Origin of the sequence: Dactylosporangium darangshiense (assembly GCF_039537565.1) — a bacterium.
GTDB classification, from domain to species: domain Bacteria; phylum Actinomycetota; class Actinomycetes; order Mycobacteriales; family Micromonosporaceae; genus Dactylosporangium; species Dactylosporangium darangshiense.
This window is the reverse complement of record NZ_BAABAT010000030.1, coordinates 118,047-139,774: the sequence shown is the minus strand read 5'-3', so window position 1 is coordinate 139,774 and position 21,728 is coordinate 118,047. Positions and strand designations below refer to the sequence as shown.

At 74.1% G+C, this 21,728-nt stretch carries 19 protein-coding genes; 11 read left to right on the top strand and 8 right to left on the bottom strand.

Annotated elements, in window-relative coordinates; genetic code table 11:
* Positions 1-41: 41 nt before the first annotated feature.
* The gene (locus tag ABD901_RS39360) at positions 42-806 is read left to right on the top strand and encodes a potassium-transporting ATPase subunit C (RefSeq protein WP_345135299.1); all 765 of its coding nucleotides are present in this window, start codon (positions 42-44) and stop codon (positions 804-806) included.
* Positions 807-810: 4 nt separating this feature from the next.
* Positions 811-3,306: a sensor histidine kinase gene (locus ABD901_RS39355; protein ID WP_345135292.1), complete on the top strand. Its 2,496-nt coding sequence runs from the start codon at positions 811-813 to the stop codon at positions 3,304-3,306.
* On the opposite strand, the gene ABD901_RS39350 is transcribed toward ABD901_RS39355, so the two are convergent.
* From ABD901_RS39350 to ABD901_RS39340, 3 genes are read right to left on the bottom strand one after another with little or no spacing between them, the layout of a single operon-like run.
* Positions 3,275-3,979 carry a response regulator gene (locus ABD901_RS39350; RefSeq protein ID WP_345135290.1) on the bottom strand — a complete coding sequence of 235 codons (705 nt, stop codon included), beginning with the start codon at positions 3,977-3,979 and terminating at the stop codon, positions 3,275-3,277. The genes ABD901_RS39355 and ABD901_RS39350 overlap by 32 nt on opposite strands.
* Complete coding sequence (locus ABD901_RS39345) at positions 3,976-5,343, bottom strand: sensor histidine kinase (RefSeq protein ID WP_345135288.1); 1,368 nt, start codon at positions 5,341-5,343, stop codon at positions 3,976-3,978. The genes ABD901_RS39350 and ABD901_RS39345 overlap by 4 nt, the downstream gene beginning before the upstream one ends.
* Positions 5,340-7,295 carry an APC family permease gene (locus ABD901_RS39340; protein WP_345135286.1) on the bottom strand — a complete coding sequence of 652 codons (1,956 nt, stop codon included), beginning with the start codon at positions 7,293-7,295 and terminating at the stop codon, positions 5,340-5,342. The genes ABD901_RS39345 and ABD901_RS39340 overlap by 4 nt, the downstream gene beginning before the upstream one ends.
* Positions 7,296-7,649: 354 nt before the next feature.
* Between ABD901_RS39340 and ABD901_RS39335 the strand changes: the two genes are divergently transcribed.
* Positions 7,650-8,156, top strand: coding sequence for a serine hydrolase domain-containing protein (locus tag ABD901_RS39335; RefSeq protein WP_345135298.1), 507 nt, complete (start codon positions 7,650-7,652; stop codon positions 8,154-8,156).
* A gap of 17 nt (positions 8,157-8,173) precedes the next feature.
* On the opposite strand, the gene ABD901_RS39330 is transcribed toward ABD901_RS39335, so the two are convergent.
* A complete protein-coding gene (locus tag ABD901_RS39330) occupies positions 8,174-8,608 on the bottom strand; it encodes a hypothetical protein (protein ID WP_345135284.1) in 435 nt (144 codons plus the stop codon).
* Between the two features lie 107 nt (positions 8,609-8,715).
* Here ABD901_RS39330 and ABD901_RS39325 point away from each other — a divergent pair, with 107 nt between their 5' ends.
* Positions 8,716-10,125 (top strand): M20/M25/M40 family metallo-hydrolase, encoded by a 1,410-nt coding sequence (locus ABD901_RS39325; RefSeq protein WP_345135282.1) that lies wholly within the window; start codon positions 8,716-8,718, stop codon positions 10,123-10,125.
* Positions 10,126-10,263: 138 nt separating this feature from the next.
* On the opposite strand, the gene ABD901_RS39320 is transcribed toward ABD901_RS39325, so the two are convergent.
* Entirely contained in the window at positions 10,264-10,779 is a 516-nt protein-coding gene (locus ABD901_RS39320) for a CGNR zinc finger domain-containing protein (RefSeq protein ID WP_345135280.1), read from the bottom strand.
* Between the two features lie 271 nt (positions 10,780-11,050).
* Here ABD901_RS39320 and ABD901_RS39315 point away from each other — a divergent pair, with 271 nt between their 5' ends.
* Positions 11,051-12,592 (top strand): Na+/H+ antiporter, encoded by a 1,542-nt coding sequence (locus tag ABD901_RS39315; RefSeq protein ID WP_345135278.1) that lies wholly within the window; start codon positions 11,051-11,053, stop codon positions 12,590-12,592.
* 37 nt (positions 12,593-12,629) lie between these two features.
* Complete coding sequence (locus ABD901_RS39310) at positions 12,630-12,836, top strand: hypothetical protein (protein ID WP_345135276.1); 207 nt, start codon at positions 12,630-12,632, stop codon at positions 12,834-12,836.
* A gap of 118 nt (positions 12,837-12,954) precedes the next feature.
* Here ABD901_RS39310 and ABD901_RS39305 read toward each other — a convergent pair whose 3' ends face one another.
* Positions 12,955-14,523 carry a sensor histidine kinase gene (locus ABD901_RS39305; protein WP_345135274.1) on the bottom strand — a complete coding sequence of 523 codons (1,569 nt, stop codon included), beginning with the start codon at positions 14,521-14,523 and terminating at the stop codon, positions 12,955-12,957.
* 59 nt (positions 14,524-14,582) lie between these two features.
* On the opposite strand from ABD901_RS39305, the gene ABD901_RS39300 reads away from it, so the two are divergent.
* Positions 14,583-15,383, top strand: coding sequence for a TIGR04222 domain-containing membrane protein (locus tag ABD901_RS39300; RefSeq protein ID WP_345135272.1), 801 nt, complete (start codon positions 14,583-14,585; stop codon positions 15,381-15,383).
* Here the strand turns inward: ABD901_RS39300 and ABD901_RS39295 are convergent.
* On the bottom strand, positions 15,380-16,708 hold the full coding sequence (locus ABD901_RS39295; protein ID WP_345135270.1) for a sodium:proton exchanger: 1,329 nt from the start codon (positions 16,706-16,708) through the stop codon (positions 15,380-15,382). The genes ABD901_RS39300 and ABD901_RS39295 overlap by 4 nt on opposite strands.
* Positions 16,709-16,842: 134 nt before the next feature.
* On the opposite strand from ABD901_RS39295, the gene ABD901_RS39290 reads away from it, so the two are divergent.
* The 3 genes from ABD901_RS39290 to ABD901_RS39280 are packed head-to-tail and all read left to right on the top strand — an operon-like array spanning position 16,843 to position 18,888.
* A complete protein-coding gene (locus tag ABD901_RS39290) occupies positions 16,843-17,301 on the top strand; it encodes a PLDc N-terminal domain-containing protein (RefSeq protein ID WP_345135268.1) in 459 nt (152 codons plus the stop codon).
* Positions 17,294-18,328 carry an AI-2E family transporter gene (locus ABD901_RS39285; RefSeq protein WP_345135267.1) on the top strand — a complete coding sequence of 345 codons (1,035 nt, stop codon included), beginning with the start codon at positions 17,294-17,296 and terminating at the stop codon, positions 18,326-18,328. Before ABD901_RS39290 ends, ABD901_RS39285 begins: the two co-directional genes overlap by 8 nt.
* A complete protein-coding gene (locus tag ABD901_RS39280; protein ID WP_345135266.1) occupies positions 18,325-18,888 on the top strand; it encodes an HdeD family acid-resistance protein in 564 nt (187 codons plus the stop codon). Before ABD901_RS39285 ends, ABD901_RS39280 begins: the two co-directional genes overlap by 4 nt.
* Here ABD901_RS39280 and ABD901_RS39275 read toward each other — a convergent pair.
* Positions 18,885-20,510 carry an FAD-binding dehydrogenase gene (locus ABD901_RS39275; RefSeq protein ID WP_345135264.1) on the bottom strand — a complete coding sequence of 542 codons (1,626 nt, stop codon included), beginning with the start codon at positions 20,508-20,510 and terminating at the stop codon, positions 18,885-18,887. The two genes, ABD901_RS39280 and ABD901_RS39275, sit on opposite strands and share 4 nt — an antisense overlap.
* 75 nt (positions 20,511-20,585) lie before the next feature.
* Here ABD901_RS39275 and ABD901_RS39270 point away from each other — a divergent pair, with 75 nt between their 5' ends.
* On the top strand, positions 20,586-21,701 hold the full coding sequence (locus tag ABD901_RS39270) for a PucR family transcriptional regulator (protein ID WP_345135261.1): 1,116 nt from the start codon (positions 20,586-20,588) through the stop codon (positions 21,699-21,701).
* Positions 21,702-21,728: the final 27 nt, after the last annotated feature.

Sequence of the window (21,728 nt, the reverse complement as noted above, 5' to 3'; positions counted from 1 at the left end):
CTCATCGACCTCATCATCATGACCATCCCGGGGATCTCCTGATGCGCCTACCCAGCTGGCTCGCCCAGCACCTCGCCGCCCTGCGCGCCCTCGTCGCCCTGACGATCGTGCTCGGCCTGGCCTACCCCCTGCTCATGGTCGCCGCCGCCCACATACCGGGCCTGTCCGGTCGCGCCAGCCGGTCCCTCATCGGTCAGTCCTTCACGGACAAGGACGGCAACCCACTCAGGCAGTACTTCCAGTCCCGGCCGTCCGCCGCCGGCGCCGGCTACGACCCGACCGCCAGCGGGGCCAGCAACCTCGGGCCCGAGAACCTCAAGCTCCTCAGCGAGGTCTGCGCCCGCAGCAAGGCCGTCGGCGAGCTCGAGGGCGTGGACGGGTCCCGGCCCTACTGCACCCCCGACGGCGCCGCCGCCGTCCTGGCCGTCTACCCCGACCACGCGGTGAGCCTCGGCGAGGCCTGCCCGGCCCGGCCGTTCGTCAGCCAGTACCGCGCCCGGCCGGTCGAGTGCGCCCGGCCCGGCGCGGACTACTCCGCCGGCGTCACCACCCCGATCCGCGGGCGCGCGCCCGACCGGCCGGCCGTGCCCGCCGACGCGGTCACCGCCAGCGGCAGCGGCCTCGACCCGCACATCAGCGTCGCCTACGCCAACCTGCAGGTCCACCGGGTCGCTGGCGTGCGCCACCTGCCCGAGGAGCGGGTGCGCCGGCTCGTCGAAGCGCACACCCGGGGACGTACGCTCGGATTCATGGGCGAACCGGCGGTCAACGTCCTCGAGTTGAACCGCGCCCTGGACAGGAGCTGAGATCATGACGGCGCGCGGGACGCTGCGGGTGTACCTGGGCGCCGCGCCCGGCGTCGGCAAGACCTACAAGATGCTCGAGGAGGGGCAGCGCCGGCGGGACCGCGGCACCGACGTCGTCGTCGGGTTCGTCGAGACGCACGACCGGCCCGTCACCGCCGCGATGCTCGAGGGCCTCGACGTCGTGCCGCGCAAGGACGTGCAGTACCGCGGCGCCGCCTTCACCGAGCTCGACGTCGACGCCGTCCTGGCCCGTCGGCCCGAGGTCGCCCTCATCGACGAGCTCGCCCACACCAACGTGCCCGGTGGCGAGCACGTCAAGCGGTGGGAGGACGTCGAGGTCCTGCTGGAGGCCGGGATCGAGGTGCTGACCACGGTGAACGTGCAGCACCTGGAGTCGCTCAACGACGTCGTCGAGTCCATCACGGGGGTACCACAGCGCGAAACCGTCCCCGACGCCGTCGTGCGCCGCGCCGAGCAGATCGAGCTCGTCGACATGACCCCCGAAGCCCTGCGCCGCCGCATGGCACACGGCAACATCTACAAGCCCGAGAAGATCGACGCCGCACTCGGCAACTACTTCCGGGTCGGCAACCTCACCGCCCTGCGCGAGCTCGCCCTGCTCTGGCTCGCCGACAAGGTCGACGAGCAGCTGGACCGGTACCGGGCCGACCACGCCATCGACAAGACCTGGGAGGCCCGGGAGCGGGTCGTGGTCGCGCTCACCGGCGGCCCCGAGGGCGACACCCTGATCCGCCGCGCCGCCCGAGTCGCGGCGCGGACGAAGGGCGCCGACGTCCTGGCCGTGCACGTGGTCCGCGGCGACGGCCTGGCCGGCGCGGACCCGGCGAGCCTGACCCGGCAGCGGCTGCTGGTCGAGTCCCTCGGCGGCACCTACCACCAGGTCCTCGGCGGCGACGTGCCCCGTGCCCTGCTCGACTTCGCCCGCGGCGTCAACGCCACCCAGCTCGTCCTCGGCGCCAGCCGCCGCGGCCGCCTCGCCCAGATCCTCTCGCCCGGCGTCGGCGTCACCACCACCGCCGGCTCCGGCGCCATCGACGTGCACCTCGTCACCCACGCGGAGGCCCGCCGGTTCTCCTGGCGCATCCGCACCGGGGCCGCCGGCGGGCTCACCCGGGGCCGGCGCGCCGCCGGGCTGGCGCTCGCCGCGGCCGGGCTGCCGCTGCTCACCCTCGCCCTGCACGGGGTGCGCGGCACCATGGCGCTGCCCAGCGACATCCTCGCCTACCTCGTCCTGGCCGTCGCCGCCGCGCTCGTCGGCGGCCTCATCCCCGCGCTGATCTGCGCCGTCGGCGGGTTCCTGCTGCTCAACTGGTACTTCACCCCGCCGCTCAACCGGTTCACGGTCGCCGAGCGGGAGAACCTGTTCGCCCTCGTCGCGTACGTCGCCGTCGCCGTCGCGGTGGCCACCGTGGTGGACGCGGCCGCGAGACGGGCCCGCGACGCCGCCCGCGCCTCCGCCGAGGCGCAGACCCTCTCGACCCTCGCCGTCAGCGTCCTGCACGGCGACAACCCCCTCGAGGCGCTCCTGGAACGGGTGCGCGAGTCGTTCGGGCTGGCCTGCGTGACGCTGCTGGAGCGGGCCGACGAGCACGCACCGTGGCGCCCGGCGGCGTCCGTCGGCGCCGAGCCGTGCACCAGCCCGGCCGACGGCGAGACCGAGGTGCCGATCGAGGAGAACGTGTCCCTGGTGCTGCGTGGCCACGCCCTGCCCGCCGAGGCGCGCCGGCTCGTCGAGGCGTTCGCCGCGCACGCCGCCATCGCGCTGCGCCAGCGCCGCCTCGCCGAGCAGGCCGCCGAGGCCGGCACCCTTGCCGAGGTCGACCGGCTGCGCACCGCGCTGCTGTCGGCGGTGAGTCACGACCTGCGCTCGCCCCTGGCCTCCGCGAAGGCCGCGGTCGGCAGCCTGCGCAGCCCCGACGTGCAGTTCAGCGACGAGGACCAGGCCGAGCTGCTCGCGACCGCGGAGGAGTCCCTCGACAAGCTCACCCGCCTGGTCGAGAACCTCCTGGACATGTCCCGCCTGCAGGCCGGCGCCCTCGCCCTCAGCCTGCAGCCGGTCGACCTCGCCGACGCGCTGCCCCGCGCCGCCGACGACCTCGACGCCGCCGTCGCGGTCATCGTGCCGGAGCGGCTGCCCGAGGTGCGCGCCGACCCGGCCCTGCTCGAACGGATCCTCGTCAACCTGCTCGGCAACGCCCTGCGCTACAGCCCGGTCGAACGGCCGCCGTCGATGCGCGCCAGCGAGCACGCCGGCCTCGTCGAGATCCGGGTCGTCGACCACGGCCCGGGCCTGCCGCCGGCGCACCAGGAGCGGGTGTTCCAGCCCTTCCAGCGCCTCGGCGACCGCGACAACGCCACCGGCGTCGGTCTGGGCCTGGCCCTGTCCCGCGGCCTCGCCGAGGCGATGGGCGGCTCCCTGACGCCGGAGCCGACCCCGGGCGGCGGCCTCACGATGACGCTGGCGCTGCCCCGGGTGTGACCTCCAGGCGGTAGCCGATCCCCGGCTCGGTGATGATGTGCCGGGGCCGCGACGGGTCGGCCTCCAGCTTGCGGCGCAGGTTGGCGAAGTGCACCCGCAGGTAGTTGGTCTCCGTCTCGTACTGCGGGCCCCACACCTCCCGCAGCAGCTGCCGCTGCTCCACCAGCTTCCCGGCGTGCCGGGCGAGGACCTCCAGCAGGTGCCACTCCGTCGGGGTGAGCCGCACCGGCCGCCCGTCCGGGCCGGTCGCCTGCTTCGTCGACAGGTCCAGGCGGAACGACGACGCCTCGACGACCGGCGCGGCCGGTGCGGGCGCGGCCCGGCGCAGCGCCGCCCGCATCCGGGCGAGCAGCTCGTCCATGCCGAACGGCTTGGTGACGTAGTCGTCGGCGCCGGCGTCGAGGGCGGCGACCTTGGACGGCCCGCCGTGCCGTGCGGACAGGACGATGATGGGCACGGTGCTGTACCCCCGGATGCCCGTCACCACGTCGATGCCGTCCTGGTCGGGCAGGCCGAGGTCGACCACGACGAGGTCGGGCGGGTGGTGCGCGGCGGCGTCCAGCCCGGCGCCGGCGCTCGTGGCGGTCTGCACCTGGTAGCCGCGGGCGGCGAAGTTCAGCCGCAGCGCCCGCAGCAGCGGCTCGTCGTCGTCGACGATCAGGACCTTCGTCATGCTGCCGGCAGCTCCACAGTCATCGTCAGCCCCCCGCCCGGACTTTCCGAAGGGGTCACCGTCCCGCCCATCGCCTCGGTGAAGCCGCGCACGATCGCCAGCCCCAGGCCGAGGCCGGGCTTGCCGTGGTCGCCGAGGCGCTGGAACGGCTCGAACAGCCCGGCGAGGTCGGCGACGGGCACGCCGGGGCCGTCGTCGGCGACGACCAGCCGCACCCGGTCGCCGGCCGCCGCGCCGGAGATCCGCACGGTCGGGGCGGCGGCCAGCGCGTTGGCGACCAGGTTGGCCACCACCCGCTCCAGCAGCCCCGGATCGGCGAGGGCGAGCGGCAGGTCGTCGGGCACGTCGAGGGCGACCCGGCCCTTCACGTGCTCGTGGTCGGGCAGGTGCAGGACCACGTCGGCGGCGACGGCGTCCAGCGCCGTCGGCTCCGGCGTCGCGGACAGCACCCCGGCCCGCAGCCGGCTCAGCGACAACAGGTTCTCCACCAGGGCGGTCATCCGGTCCGTGGCGTCCTCGACGGTGGCGAGCAGGTCGTCGCGGTCCTGCTCGCTCCACTGCACGTCGTGCTGGCGCAGGCTGGACGCGGCCGCCTTGATCCCCGCGAGGGGCGTGCGCAGGTCGTGGCTGACCGCGTCGAGCAGGGCGGTGCGCAGCCGGTCGATCTCGGCCAGCTCACGGCCCCGGGCCGCCTCGTCGGCGAGGTGCTGCCGCTCGTGCAGGCGGGCGGCCGCGGCGGCGAGCCGGCCCAGGGTGCGCCGGTCCTCGGCGAAGACGGGCGGGCCCCAGGCGTCCAGGCGTACGCCTGCGGCGGCCGCCACACTGAGGGCCGGATCGCCGCCGGGAACGTCGCCGACGGCGGCGACGGGCACGCCGCGCTCGACGAGCGCGACGGCGTCCATCCGGTAGGCGTCGCGGACCTGGGCGAGGATGCCGCCCAGGGCGTCCGCGGCCGCGGGGGCGGCGGTCAGCTGGGCGAGCAGCCGCGCCTCGACGTCGCGGCGGGCGACCGCGGAGCGCTGCCGGGCGACGGCGTCCATGGCGACCGCCACCGCGGCGGCGACGACCACGTAGACGACCAGGACGATCGCGTTGTCGGTGCTGCCGACACGCAGCGTGTGGTACGGCGGGACGAAGAAGAAGTTGACGAGCGCGTCGGCGGCGACGGCCGCACCGAGCGCCGGCCACGGCCCGCCGGCCACCGCCGTCGCGGCGACCGGCACCAGGAACAGCAGCGTCACCGACGCCAGGGACAGGTGCCCGCGCAGCGGCTCCAGCACGGCGGTCGCCACGCCGAGCCCGGCCACCGCCACCACGAGCCCCGTCCGGGCCCGCCGGACGGCACCGGGGCGATCGCTGCTCACACGCCCATTGTCGCAGCGGCCCCGGCCGGCTCCGGGCGGCTGTGCAGCTGCCATGGGACGCTGATCACCATCACCTGCGGCTGGAACAGCAGGCGGGCCTTGAGCCGCAGGGCGCTCTGGTTGTGCAGCAGGTGCTCCCACCAGCGCCCGACGACGTACTCGGGGATGTAGACCGCCACGGCGTCGCGCGGTGCGCCGTCGCGCAGCTCGCGGACGTACTGCAGGATCGGCCCGGTGATGTCCCGGTAGGGCGAGTCGAGGACGGCCAGCGGCACCGGGACGCCCCGCTCGACCCAGCGGACCTGCAGCGCGCGGGCCTCGTCGGGTGAGGTGGCGACGGTGACCGCGGTCAGCGTGTCCGGCCGGCCGGCCCGGGCGAAGGCGAGCGCCCGCAGCGCCGGGCGGTGCAGCCGGGAGACGAGCACGACCGCGTGGACCCGGGCGGGCAGCACCTCGCCGTGCGGCTCCGGCTCGAGCTCCGCGCTCACCCGGTCGTAGTGCCGGCGGATGGCGCTCATCATGAGGTACAACAGCGGCATCGCGATGACCACGAGGTATGCCCCGTGGGTGAACTTGGTGGCCAGGACGACCACGAGGACCGCGGCGGTGCACAGCGCGCCGGCGCCGTTGACGGCCCGGGCGCGGTGCAGGCGGCGTCGAGCGAGGCGGTCCCGCTCGGCGCGCAGCAGCCGGTTCCAGTGCCGGACCATGCCCGCCTGGCTGAGCGTGAACGAGGTGAAGACGCCGAGGATGTACAGCTGGATGAGCCGCGTCACCGAGCCCTCGAACGCCCAGATCAGCGCGCCGGCGATCAGGGCCAGCAGCAGGATCCCGTTGGAGTAGGCGAGCCGGTCGCCGCGGGTATGCAGCTGCCGCGGCAGGAACCGCTCCTCCGCCAGGATCGCGCCGAGCAGCGGGAAGCCGTTGAACGCGGTGTTCGCGGCGAGGATGAGGATCAGCGCCGTGGTCGCCTGCACGAAGTAGAAGCCGACGGAGTGCGGCCCGCCGAAGACCGCCGCGGCGACCTGCGCGATGACGGTGCGCTGCGCGCCGGCGGCGCAGTCGCCGGGGAAGCCGGACAGGTCGCACGGGTTCTCGGCGACGTGCACCCGGGCGATGAGCGCCACGGCGGTCAGCCCGGCGAACATCGTGATCGCCAGGATGCCCATCGCGGCGAGCGTTCGGGCCGCGTTCTCGCTCTTCGGCGCCCGGAACGCGGGCACGCCGTTGGAGATCGCCTCGACGCCGGTGAGTGCGGTGCAGCCGGACGCGAACGCCCGCAGCGCCAGCAGCAGCACCGCCAGGCCGGTCAGCCCGGCGTGCTGCGCGGCCACCGACCAGCCGGCCGACTCGGCGACCGGCGCCCGCCCGAGCGCGGCCTCGGCCAGGCCGGCGAGGACCATCGCCAGGACGCCGGCGATGAACAGGTACGTCGGCACCGCGAACGCCCGGCCCGACTCGCGCACGCCGCGCAGGTTCATGGCGGTCAGCACGGCGACGAACAGGATGTTGAGCGCCACCCGGTACGGGTTCAGCGCCGGCACCGCCGAGATGATGTTGTCCACGCCGGCCGCCACCGACACCGCGACGGTCATCACGTAGTCGACGAGCAGCGCCGCGGCGACGACGAGCCCGGCCCGCCGGCCCAGGTTGCGGGAGGCGACCTCGTAGGAGCCGCCGCCGCTGGGGTACGCGCGCACCACCTGGCGGTAAGACAGGGTCACGACGGCGAGCAGGACCGTGACGGCCAGGGCGACCCACGGCGTCAGATACAGGTAGGCCAGCCCGCCGAGGGCGAGCACGAGCAGGATCTCCTGCGTCGCGTACGCCACCGACGACAGCGGGTCACTGGCGAAGATCGGCAGCGCCAGCCGTTTGGGCAGCAGGGTCTCGCCGAGCCGGTCCGTGCGCAGCGGCCGCCCGACCACCAGCCGCTTGAGCCACGCGATCACGCCTGCCGTTGTAGTCACCCGGCGGCCGGTCCGGGAGGGTTCTCTATGCGTCCTTAGCGCCGGGCGGTCCAATCTTGACGCGTTCTTGACGTGCCTCAACAATCGCGGCTATGCCAGTTCACCGGCGCGGACTCCTTGCGGCCGGCCTCGCCGCGCTCGTCGCGGGCTGCGGTGACGGTGGGCAGCCCGCCCCACCCGGCTCGACCGGCTCCGCCGGTCCCGAAGTGGGGGAAGTGGGGGAGGAGGGCGCCGCCGGCTTGGGCTCGGCCGGCGCGAGCCCGCCGCCCGCCGGCCAGATCCTCGCCGCGCCCTACAGCGCCAAGCTCGTCGAGTTCCTGAAGGCCCCTCGGCTGGCTGTCGGCCGCCGACAAGGCCACCCGGCTCGTCGCCACCGACGCCCGCACCTCCCGCGGCCTGCTGCGCGGCACCGTCCACGACGACATCTGCAACGTCCTCGGCGGCGTCGCGGGCTCCGCCGGCATCTTCACCACCGCCGCCGGCCTCGCAGCCGTCGGCCGCATGCTGCTGGGCGGTGGCCAGACGGGCGGCAAGCGCGTCCTCGCCGAGGCGACCGTCGCCCGGATGCTGCGCAACTACAACGCCGGCCTGCCCGCCACCGACGTCGACCGCCCCAACCGCACCTCGACCCACGGGATAGGCCTCGAGCTCGACCAGCCCTGGTTCATGGGCCGCCTCGCCTCCCCGGGCTCCTTCGGCCACACCGGGTTCACCGGCTGCGAGCTCGTCGTCGACCCCAGCAAGCAGCTCGTCCTGGTCCTGCTCACCAACCGGGCACACCCCAACTGGAGCTGGGCCAACCCCGACCCGACCCGGGTCGCCGTCGCCGACGCGATCACCTGACGTTGCCCTTCGTGCCGTTACGCCAGGTCCGCCATGACGAGCGGGCGGCGGGCCGCGGACGGCTCGGCGCGGCGCAGGAGGCTGCGCAGCCGCGGCACCGAGAACACCGCCGGGTCGATCAGGCTGACGACCTCGCTCAGCGCCCGGTGGGACGGCCACGCGCACGACAGGCGCGGCACCCGGCCGGTCCGGTCGCGGATGACGAGCAGCACCGCGGCGACGGCCGGCACCAGGTCCGGTGCGAGCACCCGCAGCGTGGGGGCGGTGCCGGTGGTGTTGCCGCGCACGACGAGCGGCCGCCCGGCGCCGAGCGATCCGGGCGTGACGTGCAGCCGCAGCCCGCCGGGCGGCACGGGCCCGTCGCCGAGCACGATCGAGGGCGACGGCCCGCCGGCGGTGCGGTCGATGAGCCAGGCTGCGGTGGGGTCGAGGGTCACTGACGGATTGGACATGTCTTGACGATGGCACTGCTGGGGCCGCTTGCACCCGTCGTTGACGATATTCGTACGACATCGACACGTGTTTACATATCGATGTGGTCGGGCCAGGATGCGAAGGCATGGAGTCATCTACCTCACCCGCGCCCACCAGGCGCGCCCTCCTCGTCGCGGCCACCGCCGCCGTACCACTCGCACTGGCCGCGCCCGCCTCCGCCTCCGCCGCTGAGTCCTCGAGTGTCAGGCCGCAATCACCCGAGCGTGAGCTGCGCCGGCTGCTCGGGGAGATCGACGACCGGCGGATCAAGGCCACCGTGCTGCGCCTCGTCGCCTTCGGCACCCGCCACACCCTGTCGAGCCAGACCGACCCGGCCCGGGGCATCGGCGCCGCCCGCGACTGGCTCTACGCCCAGTTCCAGGCCGTCGCCGCCGCCTCCGGCGGCCGGATGACCGTCGAGCGGCAGTCGTTCGTGCAGCCGCCCGGCGCGCGCAACCCCGAGCCGGTCACCGTCACCAACATCGTCGCCACGCTGCGCGGCACGGTCTCACCGGACCGCGTCCACGTCGTCAGCGGCCACTACGACTCGCGCATCACCGACGTGCTGAACTTCACCGACGACGCCCCGGGCGCCGACGACGACGCCTCGGGCGTCGCCGTGGTACTCGAGCTGGCCCGCGTCTTCGCCACCCGCCCGACGGAGTCGACGATCGTGTTCGTCGCCTTCGCCGGCGAGGAGCAGGGCCTGTTCGGCTCGACCTACTTCGCCGCCCAGCTGAAGGCCGCCTCCGCCAACGTCGCCGCGATGTTCAGCAACGACATCGTCGGCGCGAGCCAGGCGTGGGACGGCACCTCGCCCGACCCGCGCACGCTGCGCCTGTTCGTCGAGGGCGTGCCGACGTCGGAGACCCCGGCGCAGGCCGCCACCCGCCAGTCCGTCGGCGGCGAGGACGACGGCCCGTCCCGCCAGCTGGCCCGCTTTGTGCGCGACGTCGCCGAGAACGACGCGACGGGCATGCGCATCCGCGTGGTGTGGCGCCGCGACCGCTTCCTGCGCGGCAGCGACCACATCCCGTTCCTACAGCAGGGGTACCCCGCGGGCCGCTTCACCGAGCCGCGCGAGAACTTCGACCACGAGCACCAGGACGTGCGCGTCGAGAACGGCGTGCAGTTCGGCGACCTGCCGCAGTTCTGCGACTTCGGCTACATGGCGCGCGTCGCCAGGGTCAACGCCGCCACCCTGTGGTCCCTGGCCCAGGCACCCGCCACCCCGGCGGGCGTCGGCATCGTGGCCGCGGTCCTGACCAACGACACGACGCTGCGCTGGACGCGGGGCACCGAGCCGGACCTGGCGGGCTACGAGGTCCTGTGGCGCGACAGCACCGCCCCGGAGTGGACCCACGTGATCCCGGTCGGCGACGTCACCACGGCCACGATCGACGTGGCGAAGGACAACGTCCACTTCGGCGTACGCGCCGTCGACCACGACGGCCACCGCAGCCCGGTGGCTTATCCCCAGCCCGTGACGACCTGACCGACGCCTACATGATGTGTTTCGGTTATGCGCGGCTGATACCTGTCGCCGACACTCTGATCCGATTTATCGCTCGTCAGGGTATAAATCCGACAAGTCGCGGCGCGCCAGCGCCCGACTTGTCGGGAAAAGCGGGCACTACCGGGCACGGGCCCGGTGTGCCGCCACGTTCACGCGGTTCGCGCAGGTCGTCGAGCAGTAGTGGCGGCGGCCGTTGCGCGACGTGTCGACGTAGACGACCGCGCAGCCCTCCCGGGCGCAGCGGCCCAGCCGGGAGCCGCCCGCGCCGCAGATCGCCACGGCAAGGCCGCCCGCGATCGCGGCCCGGACCCGCACCACCGGATCGTCGGTGCCGGTGATGAAGTGCATGTGCGGCGGGCGGCCGTCGTGGCGGGACACGCGCACCGAGGTCGTGGCGTCCGTCAGCAGCGCGTTGACCAGGGCGATCTGCTCGCCCTGGTCCGCGGCGCCGAACACCGGGCGGACACTCGCGATCCACCCGGCGAGCGCGCGGGCCTGCGGCTCGTCGAGGCTGCGGCTGGTCATCTCGTGCTCGGTCAGCACGCGGCACAGCGCCGCGGGCGAGAAGTCGGCGGTGTTGAGCAGCGCGGCGGCCAGGAACGCGCCCGTCCCGCCGTAATGGTTGAACTGCACAAGGCCATTACAGCACGCTGGACCCATGAGAGACTGCAGCCGTTGTGGGCGCCCCTGCGCAGGCGCCGTCGTCGAGTCGTCGCATGCGACGTCGGAGGGGCTCGTGCGGTACCGTCGCTGCTCCTGTGGCGGACGCTGGATGGAGCTGGCGCGATTCGCCCTCACCGAACGGTCGGTGCCCGCGCCGCGCAGCGGCGTCTAGGCTTGAGCTCTTGGTGCGCCGGGAAGTCTGGTCGGCAGTCGATGCGGGCTGGGCAGGAGGCGGCGAGCAGTGCAGAGTGTCGAGACCGTGCTGGCGTTGGTCGTCGTCGCGACCGTGGTGGCCGTCTCGGCCCGGCGGCTGCGGCTTCCGGCGCCGTCGCTGCTGGTGGCCGCCGGCGTCGCCGTCGGGCTGCTGCCGTTCGTGCCGCGCATCAGCATCGACCCGCAGGTCGTCTCCCTCGTCGTGCTGCCGCCGCTGCTGTACGCCGCCGGCGAGGACCTCTCGTGGCGTGAGCTGCGCCGCGTCTGGCGGCCGGTGACGGTGCTCGCGTTCGGGCTCGTGCTCGCCTCGGCCGCGGCCGTCGGCGTCGTCGCCGCCGCGGTCACCGGGCTGCCCGCCTCGATGGCGTTCGTCCTCGGCGCGATCCTCGCCAGCACCGACCCGGTCGCGGTCACCGCGCTCGGGCGCCGGCTGCCGCTGCCGGCGCGGGTGCACACGCTGCTGCAGGGCGAGAGCCTGTTCAACGACGCCACGAGCCTGGTGCTGTTCCGGGTCGCGGTCGCCGGTGCGGCGGCTGGCGGCGCGCTGTCGTGGCAGCGGGCGGCCGGGCAGTTCGTGCTGCTGGCCGGCGGCGGCGCGGCCATCGGCGCCGCGGTCGCCGCGTGCGTGGCCGTGATCCGCCGGCGCACCGAGGACCCGGTGCTGGAGACGGTGATCGCGCTGCTGACGCCCTACGTCGCGTACGTCGCCGCGGAGGCCGTGCACGTCTCCGGAGTCACCGCGGTCGTCGTCGCGAGCGTCATCCTCGGCGGGCTCTCGGCGAGCCTGACCAACCCCGGCATCCGGCTGCAGCTTCACGCCGTGTACGGCACCGTGGTCTTCCTGCTCGAGTCGGTGGTGTTCGCCGTCATCGGCCTGACCCTGCCGGGCTTCGTAGCCGACGTGGCGACCAGGCCCGCCGTGCTGCTGTGGCAGGTGGTGGCGATCGCCGGCACGATGCTCGCGGTGCGGTTCCTGTGGGTCGCGCCGCTGGCGGCGTTCCTGTCGCAGGCCCCCCGCCGGCGCCTGGCCTGGCGTACTGCCGTCGTCGTGTCGTGGGCCGGCGCCCGCGGCGTGCTGCCCCTGGCCGCCGCGCTGTCGCTGCCGCTGCTCACCGATGCCGGCACCGGCCTGCCCGGCCGCGAGCTGGTCATCACGCTGACCGCCGCCGTCATCGTGCTGACCCTCACCGCGCAGGGCTTCACGCTGAGCCCGCTGGTGCGCCGGTCCGGGATCGCCGCCTCCACGGCCGACGTGCGCGCCGAGGAGGTCCTCGCGGACGTCCGCACCGCCAGGGCGGCGCTGGCGCGTCTGGACGAGCTGGATGTGGTACCCCCGGAAGCCGAAGCCGTCCTCCGCAAGACCCTGCGCCATCGCATCGACGAGCACCGCGACCCGTCGGCGGAGCACAGCCTGGCGGACGTGTCCCTGCGCGCGGTACGCCGCGAGCTCATCGCCGCCGAGCTGCGCGAGCTCGACCGCCTGCACGCGGCCGGCGAGATCTCCGACGCCACCCGCCGCCGCCTGCAGCTCGCGCTCGACCGCCGCGACTCGGCCCTCGGCGAGCCCTGACTTGACCGGGGGCCGGGCCGCGGAGTTCGCTGTACGGGTGAACAGCACAACGGTCGCCCTGATCACCGCGATCGCACTCCTGAGCGTGGTCGTCTGGTTCGACCGCCGCGTCCTGGCGGACCTGTCGAACACCAGCGACACCCAGCTGCGCTACTTCGACCGCAACACCTGGGCGCTCATCATCGTCCTGTCGTTCCCGATCGGCCCCGCTCTCTACCTGTTCTACGGCAAGCGGTACCGCTAGTCGCGTATCGGTCACGGCGAGTATCGGCGCATCGATGCGGTTTGGTCGGGTCATGTACGGTGGAATAAGCCGTCGGGCCCGCCGCCGAGATGCGTCACCCGATCCGCCATTGCCGACCTCAGCGAAGGTGCCCGATGCCCGAGTCCGACGAAGCGCCCTGACGACCCGCCTGCCGCGCGGGAAGCGTGAAGCAGATCCTGGCCCCCGCGGTGTAGTCCGCGTCGAGCCAGATCCGCCCGCCGTGGTGCTCGACGATCCGCTTGCAGATCGCCAGCCCGATGCCCGTGCCCGGGTACACGTCGCGCGGGTGCAGCCGCTGGAAGATGACGAACACCTTGTCCTCGAACTGCGGCTCGATCCCGATCCCGTTGTCCTGCACCCAGAAGCGCCACTCAGCCACGTCCTGCCCGTCCGCGCCGTCCTGTGCGGTTGCTCCGTTTTGGTTGTCCGCGCCGGGGCCCTCGGCCGAGGCGGGTGAGATGGCCGATGCGGGCGAGTCCGGGGCGGCGCCGATCGCGATGCGCGGGGCCGCGTCGGGCTTGCGGAACTTCACGGCGTTGCTGATGAGGTTCTGCCAGAGCATCGCGAGCAGCGTCGAGTCGCCCTGGATCACCGGCAGCCGCGGGCACTCGACCTCGGCGCCCGCGTCCTCGAGACGCACCGCGAGGTCGGAGCGGACGCGGCGCAGCGTGGCGTTCAGGTCGACCTCAGCGACGCTGTCGTAGACGCGGCCGACGCGCGAGAACGCGAGCAGGTCGTTGATCAGGGCCTGCATGCGGGTCGCGCCGTCAACGGCGAAGGCGATGTACTGCTGGGCGCGGTCGTCGAGCTGGGGCGAGTACCGGCGCTGGAGCATCTGGCAGAACGACGCGATCTTGCGTAGCGGCTCCTGCAGGTCGTGCGAGGCGACGTAGGCGAACTGCTCGAGGTCCGAGTTCGAGCGGCGCAGGAGCTCCTGCTGGGCGCGGCTGTCGGCGAGCGCGGCGACGATCCGGCCGCGCATCGCCTCGACGTCGGCGCCGAGCTCGGCCAGGTCGCGCGGGCCGGCGGCGGGCACGCGGTGGTCGAAGTCGCCGTCCGCGACGCGGCGCACGGCGCCCTGCAGGCGCTCGAGCGGGCGCAGCACGGCCCACTGCAGCAGCAGCGCGATCGCCAGCAGGCCGACGAGCAGGCCCGCGACGATCGCGGTGAAGATCGTGTCGCGGCGCTGGCGGGCGTCCTCCAGGGCGCGCCGGCCGTCGGAACGGGCCGCGTCCACGCGCTGCTGCAACGCCGCCACGTCGGCGCGCAGGACGTCGAAGGCCGCCTTGCCCGGCACGACCAGCGGCGACTGCGGGTCCGGGGCGGCGATGAGCGGCTCGGCGTACCGGGCGCGCCACACCGCGGCGCCCGACTCGACCCGGTCGAGCATCGCCGGCAGGCCCGGCTCGGCGGACAGCAGCCCGTGCAGGTCGGCCAGGACCCGCCGCTCGGTCGCGAGGCCGTCGCGGTACGGGGCGAGGAACTGTGCGTCGCGCGTGAGCAGGTAGCCGCGCACGCTCGTCTCCTGGTCGACCAGCGCCGCGCCGAGTTCCACGACCGCGGTCGCGGCGGGGGAGATGCGCTGCTGGAGGCGGTCGGAGGCGCGCGTGGTGTCGGCCAGCGACGCCCAGCCGGCCCACGAGCCGAGCGCTACGACCAGCGTCATCGCCGCAATCGTGAGCGCCAGCAGCCGCTGACTCGTCAGTCGCCGTCGATCCGTCACGCGTGAGCACACTACCGGGCGGCCACACTTCCGGCCGGGTGGCGCGGCGGGCGCACACTGCGGGCATGGACGGGGGAGGAACCACCAGGGAGCTGCGGGCGACCGAGATCGCCTACCTGGCCGGCGGGGAGTGGCTGGCGGTGCGGGCCGGGCTCATCATGCTGTACCGCCGCGGCCGCCTCGAAACCGACGAGCGCGGCCGCATCAACCGGACCGGGCCGGCGCCCCGCGACGCGGAGCCGCTCGAGCGGGCGCTGTACAACGCCCTGCTCGGCTGGACCGGCCCGAAGGAGATCACCAACCGGCCGCGGGTCCGCGAGGCCCTGGCGGAGCTGCGCGGCGCGCTGCGCGGGCGCCGGCAGGTGCGCCCGCCCTGGGTGCGCCTGTGCGTGCCGGCCGCGCTGCTGGCGGTGCCGGCGTGGGCGGTGGCGCGGCTGGGCGCGCCGCCGCTCGTCGCGATGCCGGTGATCCTGGCCGGCGTGGCCGCGGCGCTGTGGTTCGTGCCGCGGCGCACGGCGGCCGGCGTGCGGCGGCTGCAGCGGCTGCGGGCCGGCGAGCGCGACCTCGTCGAGGTCGTGAACGCCGGCCCCCGCGCCGGCGCGAACCTGTCGCCGGAGCGGGCCGGGCTCGCCGTCGCCCTGTTCGGCAACGCGGCCCTGCTCGCCGTCGACCCGGTGCTCGCCACCCGCGGCGGGCTGATCGACGGCGGGCGCTGGACCCGCGAGTCGCGCGAGCAGAGCACCTCCTACGGCCAGTGGACCGCCGAGGCGATGGGCCACCTCGGCAACGAGACCACCAACTAACCACGAAGGATTCGAGCGGGGTGGCGGGACCGCAGCCGCAGCCGCCCCCCGCCCGTGGTGCCGCAGCGCAGGTCCGGGCCGAGTTCGTCGTAGCGGGCCAGCAGCCCGTCGCGCAGCATCGGCAGGACCTCGCGGCGCTTGCGCACCACCGCGACGACGGCCAGGGCCAGGTACACCAGCGACAGCCCGAACAGCTCCCGGTCGTGCCAACGCTGCGGCACCACGGCGGCGAGCGCGAACTGCGTGAAGAACAGCCCGGCCAGCAGCAGGGCCGAGCGCAGGCTCAGCGTCAGCCCGAGCAGCAGCGCGATCGCCAGCAGTGACTGGGCGGCGGTCAGCAGCAGCTCGCCGCGCTGCGCCATCTCGATCGGCAGGCCCGACACCCCGCCGCTGGAGATCGCGAAGACGGCCGGCAGCGTGCCGACGAGCAGCGTCCACTGGTTGACCTTCGAGGACACCAGCGCGCCGAGCGCCTCCGTGGTGTGCAACCGCCACGCGTACAGCCCGGCCACCAGCAGCTCCGGCGCCTCCGAGGCCAGCGGCGCCACCCACTGCACCAGCAGGAACTGGCTGATGCCCAGCTGCGCGCCGGTGTCGACGAGCCCCTGCGCGAACGGCTCGGCGGAAAGCAGGATCACGCCCGCGGACACGACGAACAGCGCGACGACGGCGGTGCGCCGCCGCGCCTTCGGCAGGTTGCCGACCCACGCCGACGGGCCGATGAGGTCGGGCTCGCCGGCCGGCGCCCGCGACACCCGCCAGCTGTAGGCGACGAACAGCGCGACGAGCACAGCCGTGTCCCACAGCGTCAGCGTGCGCTTGAACGGCAGCAGCAGGCAGTAGAGCGACGCGATCGTGAGGAAGGCCAGCGGTACCGCATCCGCCCGCCCCAGCCGGATGCCGCGCCCCTTCGAGCGCCGCCACGCGATGAGCACGACAAGGACCCAGCCGACGCCGACGAGGATGCGGTTGGCCCCGGTCATGTTCGCCAGGGCCAGCGAGCACGCCGGCGTCGCGTCGCCCGGCGGTGCGCACGCCGCGCCGTACTGCGCCGCCGCCTCGCCGCCGCGCCAGGTGAACACGAAGTCGACGGAGTACTCGGGCAGGACCGCGATCAGCGCCAGCACCGCGACGGCGAGCCCCGCCGACACGTCGACCTGCGCCGCCTCCGCCGCCCAGGCGAGCAGGAACGCGGCACCGACGATCGCCGCGCCGAACACGAGCGCGGCCACGCCCGCGGGCGGCTCGGCCCCGGCGAGGCCGACGACGACCCCGGGCACGGTCGCCGCGAGCGCCAGCAGGCCGGAGAGGGGCGGTCGTCGCATGTGCGCCGACTCTACCGCCCCGCTCGCCCCCGCTGGGGGATGGCGGGTGGGGAATGGAAGCAGACGCTGGATTGGTCGGGGTCACCCGGCCCCGCGCCGATGCCACATGGTGGCAAGCAGTCGGGAGGCAGGCAATGGACGACATCTCGTTCGGTGACGTCGTGCTGTCGACGCTGTGGTTCATGGTGGTGTTCGCCTGGATCTGGCTCATGGTCAGCATCCTCACGGACGTCTTCCGGGACCACTCGCTGGGCGGCTGGGCGAAGGCCGCCTGGACCGTGTTCCTCATCGTCTTTCCGTGGCTGGGTGCGCTGGTGTACCTCATCGCCCGCGGTAAGTCGATGAACGCACGGGCCGCCGAACGCGCCTCGCAACAGGAGGCCCGGGTCCGCGACTACGTGCGGGAACAGGCCCGCGACGCCGCGCCCGGACAGAGCACCGCGGACGAACTGACCAAGCTCGCCGACCTCAAGCAGCGCGGCGTGCTGACCGATGCGGAGTACACCCGCGCCAAGGCGGCGCTGCTGGGCACCGGGCCGGCCTCCGGCGTCGGTGCGAACGGCAACGCAACCGCCGGCCGGGCCCGTGCCTGACCTCACCGGCCCTCTCGGGCGACTCGGGCACTACGGGCGGCTGGGCTGGTCCACCGCAGGCCTCATCATCGGCGCCGCGCTGCTGGTGATCGCCGTCGGTGTGCTGCTCCCGCTCGTCCTGCCCCTCCTGGTGGTGGCCGTTGTCGGCGCGACCCTGCAACCCGTCGTCGACCGCCTCCGCCGCCGCGGGGTCCCGGCCGGGGTGGCGGCCCTGGTCGGGGCCCTCGCGGTGCCACTGGGCCTCATCGTCCTCATCGTCCTGTTCGGCCTCGCCGTCGCCGAGGAGGCTCCACAGTGGACGCGCGCGCTGGAGCACGCCGGGGAGTGGCTGCACCACCAGCTCGGCGCCGACCCGGTGAAGGCGCTACGGCAGTGGCCGGGCTGGCGCAGCGCGCTGACCGGCATCGGCACCGCTTTGGCCAGCACCGCAGTCGTGGTGGTGCAGCTCGCCGTGGGCGTCCTCATCGGCGGGTACCTGCTCTTCTACGTCTTCCGCGACGGCGAGCGCTGCATCGCCCTCATCGAGTCGCGGGTGCCGCAGCGGCCGGGCCTGGCCCGCGAGCTGGTGCGCAGCGCCGCCTACCAGTTCCGGCGATACATGTTCGGCACCACCGTCATCGCGATGATGGACGCCGCCGTCATCACCCTCGGCGCGATCCTGCTGAACCTGCCGATGGCCGGCACGATCGCGGTGATCACGTTCGTCGCGGCATACGTGCCCTACCTCGGCGCCTGGATCTCCGCCGCGTTCGCGGTCGCCGTGGCCCTCGGCTCCGGCGGGGTGCCCGCCGCGCTGTGGATGCTGCTGATCGTCCTCATCACGCAGAACATCCTCGAGGGCATCCTGCGCCCCACGGTGTTCGGCCGCGCGCTTGGCCTGCACCCCGTGGTCGTGCTCGGCGTCACCATTCTCGGCGCCGTGATCGGCGGGCTGTTCGGCGTGTTCCTGGCCCCGCCCGTCACCGCGATCGTCGTGTCGTGGCGAAAAGCCTTGAAAAGCCAAACCGCTTCAGGGGGTACCGCATGACGACCACCGCTTCGAAACCCGCGACGACGGCGACCGTGCCGTTCTGGCCGCTGCTCGCCATCGGGGTGGTCACTGCCGTCTTCGGCATCGCGGTCCTGGTGCAGCCCGACGCCACCCTGCGGCTGCTGGGCCTGCTCGCCGGCATCTGGATCGCCGGCCTCGGCGTCATGCGCCTGGTCAGCGCGTTCAACAAGGCGCAGGGGCTCACCCAGCAGGTCATCGACGGCGCGCTGGGCCTGATCCTGCTCGTCGTCGGCGCGACGTGCATGGTCAACACCGCGAGAGGGGTGATGGCCCTGTCCGTCATCATCGGCCTCGCCTGGCTGCTCAGCGGCATCGCCGAGCTGCTGCTCGGCCTGATGGCGCGGGGCCGGGCGAGGCTGGGCCTGTTCGCCCTGGCCGCCGCGTCCATCGTGGTGGGCCTGCTGTTCCTGGCCTGGCCGGGCCTGTCGCTGCACGCGCTGGTGCTGCTGACCGGGATCACGGCGCTGGTCCTCGGCACCGCCGAGGTCGTCGTCGCCTTGCAGTCCCGGCACTCGCAGGTCGTGCCCCGGCCCTAGACGGCGGCCGCCGCGGCCCGCCCGGCGGTGCGCCCCGAGAACAGGCAGCCGCCGAGGAAGGTGCCTTCGAGGGAGTTGTACCCGTGCATGCCCCCGCCGCCGAACCCGGCGACCTCGCCGGCTGCGTAGACGCCGGGCAGCGGGGAGCCGTCGGCGCGCAGCACGCGGGCCTGCAGGTCGGTCTCCAGCCCGCCGAGCGTCTTGCGGGTGAGGATGTTCAGCCGTACCGCGATCAGCGGACCCGCCTTCGGGTCCAGCAGCCGGTGCGGTGTGGCGACGCGGATGAGCTTGTCGCCGCGGTACGACCGGGCGCCGCGGATCGCCGTGATCTGCGCGTCCTTGGTGAACGCGTTGGCCATCTCCCGGTCGCGCGCCTCGACGACCCGGCGGATCTGCGCGGCGTCCAGCGGCACGTCCGGCTCCAGCCGCTGCATCCCGGCGACGAGCTCGTCCAATGTGGACGCCACCACGAAGTCGGCGCCGTGCTGCTTGAACGCCTCGACCGGCCCGGGCGCGCCCTTCTTCACCCGCTGCAGCACCTGCCGCACGCTCTTGTTCGTCAGGTCCGGGTTCTGCTCGGAGCCCGACAGCGCGAACTCCTTCTCGATGATCTTCTGGGTCAGGATGAACCAGCTGTGGTCGTACCCCGTGGCGGTGATGTGCCCGAGCGTCCCCAGCGTGTCGAAGCCCGGGAAGCACGGCGCCGGCAGCCGCCTGCCGGTCGCGTCCAGCCACAGCGACGACGGCCCCGGCAGGATGCGGATGCCGTGGTTGGGCCACACCGGGTCCCAGTTGCGCAGCCCCTCGGTGTAGTGCCACATCCGGTCCGGGTTGATGACGCGCCCGCCGGCCGCCTCGGTGATGCCCAGCATCCGCCCGTCGACGTGCGCCGGCACCCCGGCCACCATCCGCCGCGGCGGCGCGCCGAGCCGGGCCGGCCACGCCTTGCGCACCAGGTCGTGGTCGCCGCCGATGCCGCCCGAGGTGACGATGACCGCCTGCGCCGACAGCTCGAAGTCCCCGACCGCCGTGCGGGAGCTGCTCTGTCCACGAAGGACGGAGCTCGGCTCGAGGATCGTGCCGCGCACGATCCCGCCGGGCAGCAGCTCGTCGACGCGGTGACGGAAGCGCAGCTGGACGCGATCGGTGGCGCGGACCCGGCGTACGAACGGCTCGACCACGCCCGGCCCGGTGCCCCACGTGATGTGGAAGCGCGGCACCGAGTTGCCGTGCCCGTCGGCCGGCCCGCCGCCCCGCTCGGCCCACCCGACCACCGGGAACAGCCGATGCCCCATGGCGCGCAGCCAGGCCCGCTTCTCGCCCGCGGCGAACTGCACGTAGGCCTCCGCCCAGCGCCGCGGCCACTCGTCCTCGGCCCGGTCGAACTGCGCACTGCCGAGCCAGTCCTGCCAGGCAAGGTCGACGGAGTCGCGGATGCCCATCCGTCGCTGCTCCGGCGAGTCGACGAGGAACAGCCCGCCGAACGACCAGAACGCCTGCCCGCCGAGGCTCTGCTCCGGCTCCTGGTCCAGCAGGATCACCCGCTTGCCCGCGTCGGCCACCTCGGCCGCGGCCACCAACCCGGCCAGCCCGGCCCCGACAACGATCACATCCGCATCCACCCGACCAGGCTAGGCACGTGCATGCCAAAATCGTTGGTGCCTTCGCCACAAAACGCGCCGGACTTTGTCACCGCGGTGACAAGAACCCACTTACGTTCCATCCATCCGGTACTCCTGGACAGCGTCGTCGCCGCCGTTCGCGAGGCGATGCGCGCGCAGGGCCGCTCGCTGTCCGGCGGCCAGGGCCACGGCCTGACGTTCGGGGTGGAGACGGCGGTGGCGACGTTCACCTCCGGCGCCGACCTGGAGCCCACCCTGGCCGTGTTCGCCGGCCTGGGCCGCACGGAGTACCGCGAGGGCCACCGCGTCGACGCCCTGCGGTCGATCCTGACCGTCGGCGCCCAGACGCTGTGGGCCGCCTTGGTGGAGAGCCCCGGCCCGGCCGAGCCACCGGAGCTGTACGTCATCGCCGCGGCCCTCTTCGGCTACGTCGACGCCCTCGCCGGCGCCGCCGCGGAGGGCTACCTCGACGAGCAGCGCGACGCCGCACACGACTGGGCGCAGGCGCGCCGCCGCCTCATCACCCTGCTCGTGCAGCCCGACCCGCCGGCCGAGCCCGCGCTGCAGGCCGCCGCCGAGGCCGCCCGCTGGCCCCTGCCGTCGCGCGTGCGCGCCGTCAGCGTCGAGGGCACCGACGCCGAGCACCTGGCCCGCGCCGCGGCCGGCGGCACGATCGCCACCGTCATCGACGGCGCCACCCGCCTGCTCTGCCCCGCGGCCGTGTTACTCGACCGCGCCCTGTCCGGCCGCCGCGCCGCGATCGGCCCGGTGGTACCGCTGCGCGAGGCCCGCCGCTCGTACCGCATCTCGCGCCGCGCACTGTCCCTCCAGCAGTCCGCCCGCCTCCCCGACGGCCCGCTCGACTGCGACGACCACCTGGTCGCGCTGCTGCTCTCGTGGGAGCCCGGCGTCGCCGCCCGCCTGGCGGACCGTTCGCTGGCCCCGCTGTCGGCGGCCAGCCCCGCTACCCGCCGGACCCTGGCGGAGACGTTGCACGCCTGGCTGCGCGCCCAGGGCCAGGTCATCCCGGCGGCGCAGGCCCTGCACACCCACCCGCAGACGGTCCGCTACCGCCTGCGCCGCCTACGGGAACTCTTCGGCGCCGCTCTGGACGACCCCGACGCGCGCCTGGCCCTGCAACTGTCTCTGCAGGCCGGTGTTGTTCTGGACGAATCTGCCCCGCGGGCTTGACCTTGACGCTGCGTCAGCCCTCCATGC

Bases quoted from the DNA above. Each gene is read 5' to 3' on its own strand.
- ABD901_RS39290 (WP_345135268.1), top strand. From the start codon at position 16,843: ATGGACGACATCTCGTTCGGTGACGTCGTGCTGTCGACGCTGTGGTTC.
- ABD901_RS39295 (WP_345135270.1), bottom strand. From the start codon at position 16,708: ATGCGACGACCGCCCCTCTCCGGCCTGCTGGCGCTCGCGGCGACCGTG.
- ABD901_RS39350 (WP_345135290.1), bottom strand. From the start codon at position 3,979: ATGACGAAGGTCCTGATCGTCGACGACGACGAGCCGCTGCTGCGGGCG.
- ABD901_RS39280 (WP_345135266.1), top strand. From the start codon at position 18,325: ATGACGACCACCGCTTCGAAACCCGCGACGACGGCGACCGTGCCGTTC.
- ABD901_RS39325 (WP_345135282.1), top strand. From the start codon at position 8,716: ATGGAGTCATCTACCTCACCCGCGCCCACCAGGCGCGCCCTCCTCGTC.
- ABD901_RS39330 (WP_345135284.1), bottom strand. From the start codon at position 8,608: ATGTCCAATCCGTCAGTGACCCTCGACCCCACCGCAGCCTGGCTCATC.
- ABD901_RS39305 (WP_345135274.1), bottom strand. From the start codon at position 14,523: ATGACGCTGGTCGTAGCGCTCGGCTCGTGGGCCGGCTGGGCGTCGCTG.
- ABD901_RS39355 (WP_345135292.1), top strand. From the start codon at position 811: ATGACGGCGCGCGGGACGCTGCGGGTGTACCTGGGCGCCGCGCCCGGC.
- ABD901_RS39360 (WP_345135299.1), top strand. From the start codon at position 42: ATGCGCCTACCCAGCTGGCTCGCCCAGCACCTCGCCGCCCTGCGCGCC.